Source organism: Photorhabdus tasmaniensis, assembly GCF_011189505.1.
GTDB classification, from domain to species: domain Bacteria; phylum Pseudomonadota; class Gammaproteobacteria; order Enterobacterales; family Enterobacteriaceae; genus Photorhabdus; species Photorhabdus tasmaniensis.
Map to the genome: position 1 here is coordinate 26,219 of NZ_PUJU01000042.1, position 15,676 is coordinate 41,894.

At 44.1% G+C, this 15,676-nt stretch carries 14 protein-coding genes; 4 read left to right on the forward strand and 10 right to left on the reverse strand.

What is annotated here, in order from left to right:
* Positions 1 to 42: 42 nt before the first annotated feature.
* From rng to mreB, 5 genes are all read right to left on the reverse strand, one after another.
* Entirely contained in the window at positions 43 to 1,512 is a 1,470-nt protein-coding gene (gene rng / locus C5471_RS17190) for a ribonuclease G (protein WP_133815588.1), read from the reverse strand.
* Complete coding sequence (locus C5471_RS17195) at positions 1,509 to 2,096, reverse strand: Maf family protein (RefSeq protein WP_133815589.1); 588 nt, start codon at positions 2,094 to 2,096, stop codon at positions 1,509 to 1,511. Before C5471_RS17195 ends, rng begins: the two co-directional genes overlap by 4 nt.
* Positions 2,097 to 2,358: 262 nt before the next feature.
* A complete protein-coding gene (gene mreD, locus C5471_RS17200) occupies positions 2,359 to 2,847 on the reverse strand; it encodes a rod shape-determining protein MreD (RefSeq protein WP_133815590.1) in 489 nt (162 codons plus the stop codon).
* Positions 2,847 to 3,881 (reverse strand): rod shape-determining protein MreC, encoded by a 1,035-nt coding sequence (mreC, locus tag C5471_RS17205; RefSeq protein ID WP_166296204.1) that lies wholly within the window; start codon positions 3,879 to 3,881, stop codon positions 2,847 to 2,849. The genes mreD and mreC overlap by 1 nt, the downstream gene beginning before the upstream one ends.
* A 110-nt stretch (positions 3,882 to 3,991) precedes the next feature.
* Positions 3,992 to 5,035: a rod shape-determining protein MreB gene (mreB, locus tag C5471_RS17210; protein WP_021323550.1), complete on the reverse strand. Its 1,044-nt coding sequence runs from the start codon at positions 5,033 to 5,035 to the stop codon at positions 3,992 to 3,994.
* A gap of 644 nt (positions 5,036 to 5,679) precedes the next feature.
* Here mreB and acuI point away from each other — a divergent pair.
* The 4 genes from acuI (at position 5,680) to accC (ending at position 9,177) form a co-directional block, all read left to right on the forward strand.
* Positions 5,680 to 6,657 (forward strand): acrylyl-CoA reductase (NADPH), encoded by a 978-nt coding sequence (gene acuI, locus C5471_RS17215; RefSeq protein ID WP_133815591.1) that lies wholly within the window; start codon positions 5,680 to 5,682, stop codon positions 6,655 to 6,657.
* A gap of 208 nt (positions 6,658 to 6,865) precedes the next feature.
* A complete protein-coding gene (aroQ, locus tag C5471_RS17220; protein ID WP_133815592.1) occupies positions 6,866 to 7,318 on the forward strand; it encodes a type II 3-dehydroquinate dehydratase in 453 nt (150 codons plus the stop codon).
* A 29-nt stretch (positions 7,319 to 7,347) separates the two neighbouring features.
* A complete protein-coding gene (gene accB / locus C5471_RS17225; RefSeq protein ID WP_133815593.1) occupies positions 7,348 to 7,815 on the forward strand; it encodes an acetyl-CoA carboxylase biotin carboxyl carrier protein in 468 nt (155 codons plus the stop codon).
* Positions 7,816 to 7,827: 12 nt separating this feature from the next.
* A complete protein-coding gene (gene accC, locus C5471_RS17230; RefSeq protein WP_133815594.1) occupies positions 7,828 to 9,177 on the forward strand; it encodes an acetyl-CoA carboxylase biotin carboxylase subunit in 1,350 nt (449 codons plus the stop codon).
* 1,735 nt (positions 9,178 to 10,912) lie between these two features.
* On the opposite strand, the gene C5471_RS17235 is transcribed toward accC, so the two are convergent.
* From C5471_RS17235 to C5471_RS17255, 5 genes are all read right to left on the reverse strand, one after another.
* The gene (locus C5471_RS17235; RefSeq protein ID WP_133813395.1) at positions 10,913 to 11,185 is read right to left on the reverse strand and encodes a PAAR domain-containing protein; all 273 of its coding nucleotides are present in this window, start codon (positions 11,183 to 11,185) and stop codon (positions 10,913 to 10,915) included.
* Positions 11,185 to 12,336, reverse strand: coding sequence for a DUF3396 domain-containing protein (locus C5471_RS17240; RefSeq protein ID WP_133815595.1), 1,152 nt, complete (start codon positions 12,334 to 12,336; stop codon positions 11,185 to 11,187). Before C5471_RS17240 ends, C5471_RS17235 begins: the two co-directional genes overlap by 1 nt.
* A 36-nt stretch (positions 12,337 to 12,372) precedes the next feature.
* Positions 12,373 to 13,518, reverse strand: coding sequence for a DUF3396 domain-containing protein (locus C5471_RS17245; RefSeq protein ID WP_133815699.1), 1,146 nt, complete (start codon positions 13,516 to 13,518; stop codon positions 12,373 to 12,375).
* A gap of 15 nt (positions 13,519 to 13,533) precedes the next feature.
* Positions 13,534 to 14,886 carry a VRR-NUC domain-containing protein gene (locus tag C5471_RS17250; protein ID WP_166296207.1) on the reverse strand — a complete coding sequence of 451 codons (1,353 nt, stop codon included), beginning with the start codon at positions 14,884 to 14,886 and terminating at the stop codon, positions 13,534 to 13,536.
* Positions 14,887 to 14,888: 2 nt separating this feature from the next.
* The coding region (locus C5471_RS17255; RefSeq protein WP_422630928.1) for a bacteriophage T4 gp5 trimerisation domain-containing protein at positions 14,889 to 15,676 on the reverse strand (788 nt) is incomplete at its 5' end.

Consider the following 15,676-nt stretch of genomic DNA (forward strand, 5'->3'; position numbering starts at 1 on the left):
TCCTTGGTTGCCAACGCTGTTATATGCCAGCAAACCAGACAATTACATCATAACTACGTCAAACTGCTCCTGACTGTAGAGCTGTTCTGTCTGAACTTTTACCTGCTTACCAACAAAAATTTCCACTTCCGCCAGTGCATGAGATTCCTCCCCTTTCAGCGCTTCAACCACTGCCGGTGAAGCATAAATAAGGAAACGATCTGCATCAACTGCCCGGTGAACACGCACAATTTCACGCATAATTTCATAACAGACAGTTTCAACAGATTTTACCGTCCCCCTTCCATGGCAGGTAGGACAGTCGTCGCAGAGTATATGCTCAATACTTTCACGGGTCCGCTTACGCGTCATTTCCACCAGCCCGAGTTGTGAAAAACCATTAATCGTTGTTTTAACACGATCTTTACTCAGAGCCTGTTCAAGAGAAGCTAATACCCGTCGGCGATGATCTTCACTATTCATATCGATAAAATCAATAATGATAATACCACCCAAATTACGCAGCCTTAATTGCCTGGCAATAGCCTGCGTCGCTTCAATATTAGTATTAAAGATAGTTTCTTCCAGATTACGGTGCCCGACAAATGCGCCAGTATTAATATCAATTGTGGTCATCGCTTCTGTTTGGTCAATAATCAGATAACCACCTGATTTCAATTCAACTTTACGATCGAGTGCCCGTTGGATCTCATTTTCTACATCAAACAGATCGAAAATAGGTTGATTACCACTATAAAGTTCCAATCTGGCTGTCATTTTAGGAATATATTCACTAATAAATTCCTGTAACTGATTAAACGTCAGACGAGAATCCACACGAATACGATCAAGGGCTGCTCCGGCGAAATCGCGCAAAATACGATGGGCCAGAGCCAATTCGCCATAAAGTTTATTTTTAGTGATATTACGCTTTTTACGCTCTATCACCTTACTCCACAATCGTTTCAAGAAAGCCGCATCCTGAGCTAACTCTTCGTCGCCAACTCCCTCGGCAGCAGTTCTGATAATAAAACCACCATGCTCATCACAATAGTCAGCAACAATATTTTTCAGGCGATTACGCTCTTCTTCACTTTCGATACGTTGTGAAACCCCAACATGAGAAGCGCCGGGCATAAATACCAGATAGCGGGAAGGTAAGGTAATATCCGTAGTTAACCGGGCTCCTTTGGTGCCAAGTGGATCTTTCACCACCTGAACCATCAAATCCTGCCCCTGGCGAACCAATTCAGCAATATCTCTGACATGGAAGTTCTTGCGTTCTTCGCCGGCAATACATTCCGTGTGGGGCATAATGTCTGAAGCGTGAAGAAAAGCCGCTTTTTCCAGCCCAATATCAACAAAGGCCGCCTGCATCCCGGGTAACACCCGGCTGACACGACCTTTGTAAATATTGCCGACAATGCCCCTTTTGGCTTCCCTTTCGACATGGATTTCCTGCAAAATCCCACCATCAATGTAGGCAACGCGCGTTTCTGATGGTGTTATATTGACTAATAACTCTGCTGTCATGTGTTCCTCTTTCCATCAACCAACGCGAAAAACTTTGTGATTAATTCATGCGTTTCCACTAATGGCAAACCAACAACTGAGTGATAACTACCCTTCAGCGTTTTGACAAAGCAACCTGCTTTTCCCTGAATACCATAAGCACCCGCTTTATCCATTGGCTCACCAGTCGCTACATAATCCAAAATTTCCTGCGTGGATAATTGGCGAAAGGTCACATCTGTAACGACTATATCACTTAAAGTACTCTGACTATCTGATAAAGCAATAGCTGTAATTACCTGATGACACTGACCGGAAAGTGCGTTGAGCATTTCAACGGCATGTTGTTCACTACGAGGTTTTTCCAAAATCTTATCATTCAATATAACAATAGTATCCGCTCCCAACACGGGAAAATCCTCTGGCGCAATAACAACCCCCGCCAGAGATTTATCTTTTGCTAATCGGCTGACATATTGACGCGGAGTTTCACCCTCTTGCCATTGCTCCTTTACCTGAGGAGAAAGAATTTCAAATTTAAAGTCCAATAATTCAACCAGCTCACGCCGCCTCGGTGAACCGGAAGCCAGATAAAGGGTTTTCATGATGATATTGTCCTTACTACTTATCTCATTAGGGCTTTTTAACCATTCTTTACAATAAAGAACTCAAACAAAAGCAATCGCTTTTGAACGCACTTTAGTGCGACCCGAAGGGTGAGCAAAACGAGTTATCCTCACGTGCTCTATATCCGTCCGGATTATGTACTCTGCCCGTATCCACGATCTATTGGTGAGAATGGCCTGCATCAATAACGTCTACCGGAATAAGCTCTTTGCCAAGACATCAAAAACCGCGATCCGACCACTAATGCACATTAAATTGACGACGGATTTTTCGCATTAATAGGAATAACCACGGCCAAAGAATACCGTTGACCAAACTGTTCCAGAATATTTCTGGATGAAAAGCAACATTTGATAACAAAAACTCTGCCCAAAAAACACTGAGATCCATCAGCACCGATAAAGCAACAACGACTAAAGCCTGCTGCCAAAGTGCCATATTACGGAATAATTGAAACTTAAATGACACCAAATAGCTAACAAGGCTATAAGCCAAGGCGTTAACACCCAGTGTTGCCCCCTGAATCAGGTCTATGATTATTCCCAATAAAAAGCCCGTACCAACACTGACTCTATGAGGTAATGCCATCACCCAATAAATGAGTAATAGTGCTGACCAGGTAGGCCGGTACATATAAATTTGTTCCGGCCACGGCATAATTTGCAACACCATTGCAATCAAGAAAGATAACCAAATGATCCAACGCCCATGACTCCGGTATTGATTCATTAACGATTTCTCGCATTTATAAATTTAGCAGACGTTACTAGTGGCTCAGAATTTTCCACCCTTCCTGTCGTTTTGGTTATTTCATTAGAAACAGAAGACGGCGCTGGCGGCCCAATTTCATTTGCATGTGGTAATACCTGAGGCATCATCTGCATTAAGCGCTCATTAGCTACACGATAAACTTCTGATGGAGGCAATGGTTCGGATGGGTTATTATCTGCCCCCCACAATAACAGCAAATAACGCAAACGCTGTAATTCTGCGGTTGGCCGAGCCTGAATCACCGTATAGGCCCGCTGATTATCGACTTTAACCGACGATACCACCGCTACCGGATACCCTTCAGGAAAACGCCCACCTAAGCCAGAAGTGACCAGCACATCCCCAACCCGAATATCGGTATTACTTGGTAATGACTCAAATTGCAAATCATCAGCACAGCCTGCACCCGCAACAATAGCCCTGATATCATTACGTAAAACCTGGATTGGCAAAGCATGGGTCGTATCACAAATCAGTAATACCCGGCTGGTAAACTGACTGACAGCAACAACCTGACCAACAATGCCTTTATCACTGATAACCGGTTGCCCTTCATAAACGCCTTCTCTTGATCCCTTATCAATGACCACCTGATCACTATAAGGATTAGCCTTACCGGAAATCACCTGTGTCACCATCATGTGTTCATCCTGACGCAAAGGAGATCCTAACAGTTCACGCAAGCGGGAATTTTCCTGCTTAAGTTGCCCTAACAACAGCATCTCACTGTTTTTAATCAATAACTCTTGGCGTAAGGCGCGATTTTCCAATTGCAGTTGTTCACGGGAGGCAAGCGTTTCTGACACACCATCAAGTACTTGACGCGGGCCATTGGCAAGAAAATAAAATGGACTGACCACTGTATCCATATAGTTACGGACTTTACTGAGAGCATCAAGGCGGCTGTCTGCCACAACCAGAGTAATGGCAACAATAACAGCAAAGAAAAGTCGTAATTGCAGGGAAGGCCCCCTGCTAAAAATTGGCTTCATAAGCTGCGCTATTCCAAACTGTGCTGTTTCATAAACAATGGAATTCCCAGACAGCAATAGCAAGGAGGTCTGATCTACCCATCATCCCTTCCTCACTTGCAAGTTAATACTCACTCCTCACTGAAGAGCTCACCACCATGCATGTCGATCATTTCAAGCGCTTTTCCACCACCACGGGCAACACAGGTCAACGGATCCTCCGCAACAATGACCGGAATACCGGTTTCCTCTATCAGTAAGCGATCAAGATTACGCAATAGTGCACCACCACCGGTCAGGATCATACCACGTTCTGAAATATCGGAAGCCAACTCTGGCGGACACTGTTCAAGAGCGACCATGACAGCACTGACAATACCCGTTAACGGCTCTTGCAAAGCTTCAAGAATTTCGTTGGAGTTAAGGGTAAAACCACGCGGTACGCCTTCCGCCAAATTACGACCACGCACTTCAATCTCCAGCATTTCATCGCCAGGATAGGCTGAACCGATAGTATGTTTAATTCGTTCAGCCGTTGCTTCACCAATTAGCGCACCATAATTACGGCGGACATAGTTGATAATAGCCTCATCAAACCGGTCACCACCAATGCGCACAGATGATGAATAAACAACGCCATTCAGAGAGATAACCGCGACTTCTGTAGTACCGCCGCCGATATCCACGACCATTGAACCTGTTGCTTCAGAAACAGGCAGGCCAGCACCGATAGCCGCCGCCATAGGCTCTTCAATCAAAAACACTTCGCGGGCTCCGGCACTGAGCGCCGATTCACGGATGGCCCGGCGTTCAACCTGAGTTGCGCCGACTGGCACACAAACCAAAACTCGCGGGCTTGGGCGCATAAAACTGTTGCTATGAACTTGTTTAATAAAATGTTGCAGCATTTTCTCTGTAACATAAAAATCGGCAATGACACCATCTTTCATCGGACGAATCGCCGCGATATTACCCGGTGTACGACCCAGCATTTGCTTTGCTTCCTGCCCAACGGCAGCAACACTTTTCGATGAACCTGCACGATCCTGACGGATTGCGACGACAGAAGGTTCATTCAATACAATACCCTGGCCTTTGACATAAATAAGGGTATTGGCGGTACCCAAGTCAATAGACAAGTCGTTGGAAAACATGCCACGAAATTTTTTAAACATAGCGAAAGGATAATCCTGCAAGCTGGGGACGGAATAAAACCCGTCTACTCTACCAACCACATGAAGCAGCGACAAGGCGCATAAGCACCTGCTTCAATAAAAAAGTGGCTACGTTATTCATATCAACAAAGCAATATTCTACGTTACTTTTTCCAAACGGAGCAGAAAAAAACTGCATAAAAATGGGTTAATTTTACCAATTGTTCCATAACGAAGTGCAGGAACCACCCGGTTTTGCATAATTCAGCGTTACAGTGCCACCGTTACCGTCGCAACCGATCTGCTTATCTCTATTTCGACCAGTATCTATTGCTGTAAGTTCACATACGATCGACACTTCTGCTCACTATTTCCGATAGTTAACTGTAAGTATCAGTCTGTGTAGTGAACAAGTTAATAATGTAATAAATTATAGCTAAAATACAGTATTTTCTGCTATAAAATAATAAAAAACAGAACTTTCTGAAATAACTTACAATATACTGATACTGAAACCTAACACTGACATCACAGGAAAAATGCGAACAGATTCTGTTTTATAATCCATCAACACTTTATTTTTTCTTATATTCTTTATGTAAACTGCCAATTTTTATCTATTCTTATTTAATAACAAAATGACTTACAGAGAACGGAACCATCTAATGAAAGCTCTGCTACTTAAGCAACAACAGAATCAACTATCAGCGTCCATAGAAGAAGTTGATGCTTCTCACCTTCCCGTGGGAGACGTTACCGTCGATATTCACTGGTCAACCCTAAACTATAAAGATGCATTAGCAATCACAGGTAAAGGGAAAATTGTCCGCCAATTCCCAATGATACCGGGTATCGACTTCTCTGGAATTGTACACAGTACAGAAGATCCTCGTTTTCATATCGGTCAGCATGTACTATTAACTGGCTGGGGTGTAGGCGAAAATCATTGGGGTGGCCTGGCAGAACAAGCCAGAGTTTCAGGAGAATGGCTGACCCCCTTACCAACCGGCTTGAATAGCAGGCAAGCAATGATCCTTGGTACTGCCGGTTTTACCGCGATGCTGTGTGTTATCGCGCTGGAACAAGGCGGCGTTAAACCAGAAAGTGGTGATGTTATTGTAACCGGTGCCAGCGGGGGTGTAGGAAGTACTGCAATAGCGCTCCTTTCACAACTTGGCTATTCTGTTGTTGCCATTAGCGGCAGACAGGAAAATCACGAATATTTGTTATCCCTTGGGGCAAAAAAAGTTCTGCCACGTAATGAATTTAGCCAACCACCTCGCCCATTAGAAAAGCAGCTTTGGGCTGGAGCAATTGATACGGTAGGCGGTAATGTACTGGCAACAATACTGGCCCAAACTCACTATAACGGTACCATTGCAGCCTGTGGGCTCGCTGGTAGTGCAGATCTGCCAACAACAGTCATGCCATTTATTTTACGGAACGTACGTCTGCAAGGCGTAGAATCTGTCACGGTTCCATCCACCAAACGATCTGCTGTGTGGCAACGCTTGCAAAAACTGCTACCCGCTTCTTTTTATCAACAGTCAACGACTGAGATAACACTGGACCAAGCCGTGGAATACGCAAATAAATTGATAACTAACCAAGTGACAGGACGTACATTGGTAAGAGTTCGTTAAGAATTGTGACTAGCCTCTAAAGTACAGTGGCTTTATTCTTGACATTTTTTCTGATAAGACCAGTATTTAGCTGCTAAATGCTACGATATCATTATAATGTCGGGCTTTATCGCCGAAATGAACTTGTGGCTGTTTTAAAAAGATGACAAATCGTTAATATAGGATTATGTTGGGCAATTGTTGACAAATTGCCGGAGATACCAGCACAATGGCAGACAAGTTTCACATTTTACTCCTTAATGGGCCTAACCTGAATATGTTAGGAACCCGGGAGCCTGATATCTATGGCAACTTAACGCTCGACGATATCGTCAGCAAATTGTCTGAAGAAGCCCATCAATTAGGGGTTAAATTCAGTCACCTGCAATCCAACGCAGAGTTTGAGCTGATAAATAGCATTCATTCTGCACAGGGTAATACTGATTTTATTTTAATTAACCCTGCTGCACTCACGCATACCAGCGTGGCACTGCGTGATGCATTGCTGACTGTGAAGATCCCATTTATTGAGATCCACCTCTCCAATGTTCACGCGCGCGAGCCATTTCGTCATCACTCATATCTTTCAGATCTTGCTGTTGGTGTAATCTGCGGTTTAGGGGTGGATGGCTATAGCTTTGCATTACAGGCAGCGGTAAACCGCTTGTCAAAAGTCAACTAAATGAAACAGAAGAGTACGGAATCACACTCATGGATATTCGTAAGATAAAAAAACTGATCGAGCTGGTTGAAGAATCTGGCATTTCTGAACTGGAAATTTCTGAAGGGGAAGAGTCAGTGCGCATCAGCCGCGCATTAGCCCCCCAGAGTTTTCCGGCAGCTCAACAATACATTCCCGCCCAGGCACAACAACCTGCACTGGCTAACGCGGTTGAACCTTCTCAGGCACTGCCTGAAATCAGTGATAGATCGGCTGCGTTCAGTGGTCACATTGTTCGTTCTCCACTGGTAGGGACTTTCTATCGTACACCTAGCCCGGATGCGAAACCGTTTATCGAGATCGGCCAACGTGTCAATGTAGGTGATACCCTCTGCATCGTTGAATCAATGAAAATGATGAACCAAATCGAAGCCGACAAAGCCGGTGTGGTTAAAGCGATTCTTGTGGAAAACGGTCACGCCGTTGAATTTGACGAGCCATTGGTCGTCATCGAATAACGAGGCGCTCCCATGCTTGATAAAATTGTAATTGCTAACCGTGGTGAAATTGCCCTGCGTATCCTGCGAGCTTGTAAAGAGTTGGGGATCAAAACCGTTGCGGTACATTCCTCTGCGGATCGTGACTTAAAACACGTCCTGTTGGCAGACGAAACAATCTGTATTGGCCCGGCAACTTCTGCAAAAAGTTATCTTAATATCCCTGCGATTATTTCTGCGGCAGAAATTGCTGGCGCAGTCGCCATTCACCCTGGCTACGGTTTTCTGTCCGAAAATGCAGATTTTGCTGAACAGGTTGAACGTTCTGGCTTTATTTTTATCGGCCCAAAAGCAGAAACGATCCGCCTGATGGGTGATAAGGTTTCTGCTATCAATGCGATGAAAAAAGCTGGCGTTCCTTGTGTACCTGGCTCTGATGGCTCATTGTCTGATGACACAGAGAAAAACAAAACCATTGCTAAACGCATCGGCTATCCTGTCATCATCAAGGCATCCGGTGGCGGTGGCGGTCGCGGTATGCGCGTCGTCCGCAGTGATAAAGATCTGGAACAATCAATCAATATGACCCGTGCGGAAGCAAAAGCCGCTTTCAATAACGATATGGTTTATATGGAAAAATTCCTTGAGAATCCACGTCATATTGAGATCCAGGTATTGGCCGACGGTCAAGGTCAAGCCATTTATCTGGCTGAACGTGATTGCTCTATGCAACGCCGTCACCAGAAAGTTGTCGAAGAAGCCCCTGCACCCGGTATCACGCCAGAAATGCGTCGCAGTATTGGTGAACGTTGTGCTAACGCATGTATCGAAATTAGCTATCGTGGTGCCGGTACTTTCGAATTCCTGTATGAAAATGGCGAATTCTATTTCATTGAGATGAACACCCGTATTCAGGTCGAACATCCAGTGACAGAAATGATTACCGGTGTTGATCTGATTAAAGAACAATTGCGGATTGCCGCCGGTATGCCACTTTCAATTAAACAGAAAGATGTTGTTATTCGTGGTCATGCTATTGAGTGTCGTATCAACGCCGAAGATCCGAATTCGTTCCTGCCAAGCCCAGGTAAAATTACCCGCTTCCACTCGCCAGGTGGATTTGGTGTACGTTGGGAATCGCATATTTATGCTGGCTACACCGTACCACCTTACTATGATTCAATGATTGGTAAGCTGATTACTTACGGTGAAAATCGTGATAACGCCATTGCCCGTATGAAAAACGCGTTGGCAGAATTGATTATTGATGGCATCAAGACGAATGTCGAGCTTCAACAGACAATTATGAATGATGAAAACTTCCAGAATGGTGGCACCAATATCCACTATCTGGAGAAAAAACTGGGATTACAGGAAACTTAAAACCGGTTTAATGACATCAGTATCTTTGAAGGGGCGTTTAAACGCCCCTTTAACTTACTGATAAAATACGACTTTTTAACCAAGTGGCAAAATGACCGTGTTAACGAAGAATATGAGATTTTATCAAAACATTTAACAGGATTAATAACATTAAAAAAAATCATTAAAATAAAAGATTTTGCATGACTGAAAGAAGTTTACGAAAAATGAAAAATAATCGTTAAAAAGCCGGGAAGCTTTTAGATTAACCGGATTAATAGAGAGGAAAGAATAAAAACGTTTAGCAATATTAAAAACGATTAAAGGAATAGGCTTTGATTTTAATATCATTGTAATATATGTTACCCTCTGGTTTTAAACCTGAAAAATCAAATAAAGGAAAAAGAAAAAGAAAAAGAAAAGGTATTAAAGCTTTTGGCTTTTTTATCAAGATCGGATTTAACTCGGTAAATGCGAGTTTTTAGCGGGGGATTTAATGGCATTTAAGCGAAAATGATTAACCGTTAAAAGAGAGTTGAAAAGAAATCCACATATAAAAGAATATTATCCGAAAGGAATAGGTATTAAAGCGTTTTATCGATGGTTGTTTTACGGATAAAACTCTAAAAGTAATGTAATAAAAAAGGGATAAAACGGTTAATGTGGCAGGATTTAAACTCTGAAAAAAATCCCGTATTAAAAGGGGTGAAAACGAGGATTAAAATTTTATGCGCGATTTATTTTACATTTACCTAACCTGCCATGAGTATTTAAAAATGCAAGTGAAAAGGTATTAAAGCTTTTGGCTTTTTTATCAAGGTCGGATTTAACTCGGTAAATGCGAGTTTTTAGCTGCGGATTTAATGGTATTTAATCGGAAATGATTAACCGTTAAAAGAGAGTTGAAAAGAAATTCACATATAAAAGAATATTATCCGAAAGGAACAGATATTAAAGCGTTTTATCAACGGTTATTTTACGGATAAAACCTTAAAAACAATGCAATAAAAAAGGGATAAAACGGTTAATGTGGCAGGATTTAAGTGCTGAAAAAGACGGGTAAAACAGCGTTGGTAAAGATAAAAAGTGGAGGTGTTTAGGGGTTGTTAAATGTAAAAAATGATATTTTATGGTGATTAAATGTAATAAAAATCCCGTATTAAAAGGGGTGAAAACGAGGATTGAAATTTTATGCGCGATTTATTTTACATTTACCTAACCTGTCATGAGTATTTAAAAATGCAAGTGAAAAGGTATTAAAGCTTTTGGTTTTTTTATCAAGATCGGATTTAACTCGGTAAATGCAACTTTTTATCTGCGGATTTAATGGTATTTAATCGTAAATGATTAACCGTTAAAAGAGAGTTGAAAAGAAATCTGCATATAAAAGAATATTATCCGAACGGAATAGGTATTAAAGCGTTTTATCGACGGTTGTTTTACGGATAAAACCTTAAAAACAATGCAATAAAAAAGGGATAAAACGGTTAATGTGGCAGGATTTAAGTTCTGAAAAATGCGGCTAAAACAGCGTTGGTAAAGATAAAAAGTGGAGGTATTTAGGGTTTGTTAAACGTAAAACATGATAGCGGATGATGATTAAACTTAATAAAAAGCAGGCGTTAAAAGGGGTAAAAAAACGGTTAAAACTTTATACCGATTAAAATCATCAGTTAAAAAAATGACGTTTAATAACAACTTAAAGCCTGCCTTGTGTTTTGTGGGTATTTTAATTAATGGCTTTGGAGTTTGATCTTTATGACCGTACCTTTAATCGACAGGCTCCGGTCGGGCAACCACAATTAACAAGGTGTCCCGCCAGTGCAACAGGTATTCCCTGTATATTGAACAAGTTAGAACCTTCCGCAATAGCACCGGTTTGTTTACAGGCGGGACAAAATACCGGGTCACCTTTACGGGCAACCTCCAGTTGTTGGTTGACTAAATCGGAACCATTTAAAACGTTTCCTCCGGTTGTCGTGGTATCACCGTTAAGGATAATTTGTCTTCCTTCTACTACACTTCGCATTATATTGACTCCTCTCTATTTTCTGCTTCCCGGATCAGATGCCATACGGTTGTGCCCGGTTCTGCTCCCTGAATATCAAAGGCAGTTGCGCCCTGAACAAAGAAATATTGTTTGTCAGGCTGGCTGTCAGTTCGCCAGAATCCGCTGACAAGCATCGGTTCGCCGGCTCTCACCGGGGTGACATGCAGAGGGCCACAGTCATAGCGGGCATACCAGGCCAGCGTGGAAGTTGAATTAAAATGTCCTTCACCATAAAAATGCAGAGAATGGCCTTCACGAGGAATAACCCGTATCGGGCGTATCAGCTGGTTAATGGCAAAATAACTCGTCGGGACATTGCCCGGTAGTGGTGTTAGATCCGGGTATTGACCGGCCCGGATCATCAGACCATTGGGGTAAGAGCTAATCACCACATCCGAATAACGAGCCAGCGTCTTGCGTATCCAATGTTCCCCACCCAGTCGGTTAACAAAGCGTTTGGACAGCAGGGTGATCCAGTTAATGCCCCGGATGGAATGTTCATACTGTAATTTAGCTGTGTGCACTGCGGAGTTCACTTGCAGGGAAGGATAGCGCTGTGCTAACTGGTACTCCAAGGGAAAGTAATCATGGTAATCTCTGGGCAGGACCAGACAGTAACCACAGTCCCCACTGTCAGGCTCAAGCTGTTCACACAGAAAGTCCAGCCAGGCCATAAAGCGAGCCATACCCTCTTGTTCTTTTAGATAATCCCAAGGAAGTGTCAGGCTTAGGTAAGAGCTACTGTCATCACCATCGTCCTCGTCGGAATCTAGATAACGCATCAGATAGCGGGGAGCTTCATAGAGATTTTTGGCGTCACTGACTACCCAACTAGAGGGCTGATTCTTTTTCTGATTAAGAATACCTTCTTCCACTTTAGCAATATTTTCTGGTGAATATTTTTTTAGCCCTTTCAATGCATGACGGTGAAAACGCAGGTGAGTGCTGAACTCTTCGCGAAAGCGGCAATAACAGGCCAGAATGCGTTGCTTTTTCTCCTGAGTGTAACCCTGTTTAAAAAACAGGGTTATCGAGATACCCAGACGGGAAACAGTCAGCCCATCGCCATTGAGGAAAGTAAACGCAGCCAGTTGTGATCTTAACTGGGAAAAATAATCCAAAGTTTCCATCTTCTCTCCTTTCATGATGAGGCGGTGGATAATCCGTTATTCCCACATATTCGCCGCTTCCCGTATCAGATGCCATACGGTTGTGCCCGATGCTGCGCCCTGAGTATCGAAGGCTGTAGCCCCCTGAGCAAAAAAGTACTGCTCGCCCGGCAAGCTATCGGTTCGCCAGATCCCGCTGACCAGGGCGGGTTCGCCGCCTCTAATCGGTGTTATATGCAGAGGGCCACGGTCATAGCGGGCATACCAAGCTTGTGTGGAAATATCATTAAAATGACCCGCGCCGTGAAAGTGCAGGGAATCACCTTCTCCCGGCACAAAACGTATCGGGCGTATCAGTTGGTTAATGGCAAAATAACTCGCCGGGACACTGCCCGGTAGTGGTGTCAGATCCGGGTATTTGCCTGCGCGGATCATCAGACCATTGGAGTAAGGGCTAATCACCACATCCGGGTAGCGTGCCAGTGTTTTACGTATCCAGATTTCCCCGCCCAATCGTGCGACAAACCGTCTGGACAGCAGGGTGATCCAGTTCATGCTCCGTATAGAATCGGCATAATCATCCAGTGTGGTATGAACCGTAGAGTTGACTTGCAGGGTGGGGTAGCGCAGGGTCAATTGGTACTCTAAGGGAAAATAATCATGATAATCTCTGGGCAAGACCAGACAATAACCACAGTCTCCCCAGTCAGGTTCAAGTTGTTTGCAAAGAAAGTCCAGCCAGGTTATAAAACGAACCATGCCATTTTGCTCTTTCAGATAATCCCAGGGCAGTGTCAGGCTTAGGTAAGAGCTACTATCGTCACCATCAATTTCTCGGGAATCCATGTAGCGCATCAGATAGTGAGGAGCTTCATAGAGATTTTTAGCATCACTGACTACCCAGCTAGAGAGCTGATTCTTTTTCTGATTAAGAATACTTTCTTCCACCTTTGCAATATTTTCGGGTGAATATTTTCTTAACCCCTTCAGCTCATGACGATGAAAACGCAGCTGAGTGCCAAACTCTTCGCGAAAGCGGCGATAACAGGCCAGAATGTGTTGCTTTTTCTCCTGGGTGTAGCCCTGTTTAAAAAACAGGGTAATTGAGAGTCCCAGGCGGGAAACGGTCAATTCATCACCATTGATAAAAAGGAAAGAGGGCAGCTGTGATCTCAACTGGGCAAAGTAATCTAATGTTTCCATCATTTTCTCCGTGAATTATGAGGCGGTGGCAAATGTCACACTCGCCAATATTGCCAGGACGGCAGCTAACGCGGCGGCGCTGACCGCAGCAGCAGCGGCTAAAATTTCCACCAGTGCAATCAGCGCAGCAGCGACAGCAAGGGTGACGAGGATAACAACGGCAACACCGGCAATAATTACCACGACTTCCAGAATGCCTTCACCCACTTTTTTCAATATTTGCATCCAGCTAATACTTTTTAGCTCTTCCAAGGTGATATCCGAACCCTGTTGCACGGTCTGCCATTGGGCTTTTATCTCACTCTCAGTCCAGGTCACGATTTTTCCCGTTTGTTCACTGACCCAGGAAAAAGCGTAGCTGACCTGATGGGTTATCGGGTCAATAATCTCTTCACATACCCACTTGCCGGCTTCACTAAGCCATACGCCAAACTGGGCAAGGAGTTCACGGGTACTGTTACGGATATAATCTATCCCTTGTTCTGTCAAGCTAGCCACCTCCTGTCCGAGGATAACCCAGTCTTCATAGCTGGGAAAAAAAGACCAGGAAGAGGTACTGACAAGCGGCAGGTTTTTTGTCAAGGGTTGAGGGATAGTCCCCGGCACGCCCTCTTCGGGTGGTGTGGGGGCATCATCAGAAGGTGAACCGGGCGGTAGGGGAGCTAGCGGTATTGGATTTTTATAGTGTTGTGAACCGGGTTGGTAATGTTTTCGCCACGCTTCATCATACTGTTTTTGTTCCTCGGTGCGGTTATCGATAACACGCATCACACCGAAACGATCACGGGTAGCAATCTGGATATAATCTTTTTCCTGTCCATCAGAGAGCTCATCCCCCGGAAATTTTACTTCAATCAACATTTTTAGGTTATCAGGGTGTACAGAACCATCGAAGTAGGTGGCATTTCTGCCCGGCCAGCGGAGAGCCTCATCTTTAACCAGAATAATATCGGGACGGCGGATACCAACAACCCCAAATTTCTCCGCATCAACAGCAGAAGGCCGGGCAAACGGATTACTGGATTGCGGTAAATTATCACCATAACGCTGCTTAGAGATTTGACTGGTCGCCAGCATAGGCAGAGGAGCGTCCTTTTTCCCTCTGATAGCAAACACCACTTCTGCTTTATAAGGCCACAGGAAATCGTGCTTATACTCTTCAACTTTGATTAATCCGCTCATGACAATCTGTTTAAGAAAGCGAATCGCCCCCAGTTTAGTGATAATCATTGCTGGCAGCCGCTGGGCATATTCGGCTTTTTCCGCCAGATAGCAGGGATCTTCATCAGCGGGAAAAACCCCTATTTCCATCGTGCAATTAATTGAGGTCACGGCTGGACACATCTTGCCTTTGTTAGATATTGCCATACTTATTTCTCCTTAAACTCCATCACATATTCTACCGGTGTGTTACCACTGAACCGGTATAAGGTTTGCTTCGGTTTCGGCGGGGCTTCTGGTGAATCCAGTTGCAGATTTTCTTCTTCCTCACTTTGTATGGTGACGGTTCTGCCCAGCGCATCGGTTTTACCAAAGGTAATCTGACCGCTGTTGTTGGTGATGGTATAGAGAGTATTCACCAGCGGCTTACCGCTCTGCTCACTGAGCAGGGTATAGCGGGCAGAATAGTCAAACAGCGCATCGGCGGATTTCTTCCCGGTGAGATGGTCAGTCATGGTGATACTGACCCCTTCGATACGAATATTCCCCATCGGGTCAATCACTATCTGGCCGCCAGCGTTCCCAATAGTGATTTGTCCGCTTTCAGAGTGCACAGTGATATGTTTACCCACGGTAATTTGCTGATTATCGGCAACGTTCAATTGATGGCTTTTACCAATTGAAATGGCTTGCTGGCCTTTAATGGTCACCGTTTGATTTTTGCTAACTGCCAGCGTCTGGAAGCCCTGCACAGCTTCGTCATCATCGTGTTTAATTATCACCGTGCGGTTATGCTCAACGTCTGTTTTCTGGTCATGGTTTATTTGCGTGGTTTTATCCCGGAGAACCTGCGTATTCATATCCCGTTGTGCATGAATAAACACTTCCTCGCTGCCGTTTTCATCCTCAAAACGCAATTCGTTAAAGCCATTTCCTTTGTGGGTTTTGGTTCTGAATGTGGTACGGGTCTTTTCCGCCGGTAAATTCAACGGCGGAC

Coding starts and splice junctions, on each gene's coding strand:
- rng (WP_133815588.1), bottom strand. CDS start 1,512: ATGACAGCAGAGTTATTAGTCAATATAACACCATCAGAAACGCGCGTT.
- C5471_RS17195 (WP_133815589.1), bottom strand. CDS start 2,096: ATGAAAACCCTTTATCTGGCTTCCGGTTCACCGAGGCGGCGTGAGCTG.
- mreD (WP_133815590.1), bottom strand. CDS start 2,847: ATGAATCAATACCGGAGTCATGGGCGTTGGATCATTTGGTTATCTTTC.
- mreC (WP_166296204.1), bottom strand. CDS start 3,881: ATGAAGCCAATTTTTAGCAGGGGGCCTTCCCTGCAATTACGACTTTTC.
- mreB (WP_021323550.1), bottom strand. CDS start 5,035: ATGTTTAAAAAATTTCGTGGCATGTTTTCCAACGACTTGTCTATTGAC.
- acuI (WP_133815591.1), top strand. CDS start 5,680: ATGAAAGCTCTGCTACTTAAGCAACAACAGAATCAACTATCAGCGTCC.
- aroQ (WP_133815592.1), top strand. CDS start 6,866: ATGGCAGACAAGTTTCACATTTTACTCCTTAATGGGCCTAACCTGAAT.
- accB (WP_133815593.1), top strand. CDS start 7,348: ATGGATATTCGTAAGATAAAAAAACTGATCGAGCTGGTTGAAGAATCT.
- accC (WP_133815594.1), top strand. CDS start 7,828: ATGCTTGATAAAATTGTAATTGCTAACCGTGGTGAAATTGCCCTGCGT.
- C5471_RS17235 (WP_133813395.1), bottom strand. CDS start 11,185: ATGCGAAGTGTAGTAGAAGGAAGACAAATTATCCTTAACGGTGATACC.
- C5471_RS17240 (WP_133815595.1), bottom strand. CDS start 12,336: ATGGAAACTTTGGATTATTTTTCCCAGTTAAGATCACAACTGGCTGCG.
- C5471_RS17245 (WP_133815699.1), bottom strand. CDS start 13,518: ATGGAAACATTAGATTACTTTGCCCAGTTGAGATCACAGCTGCCCTCT.
- C5471_RS17250 (WP_166296207.1), bottom strand. CDS start 14,886: ATGGCAATATCTAACAAAGGCAAGATGTGTCCAGCCGTGACCTCAATT.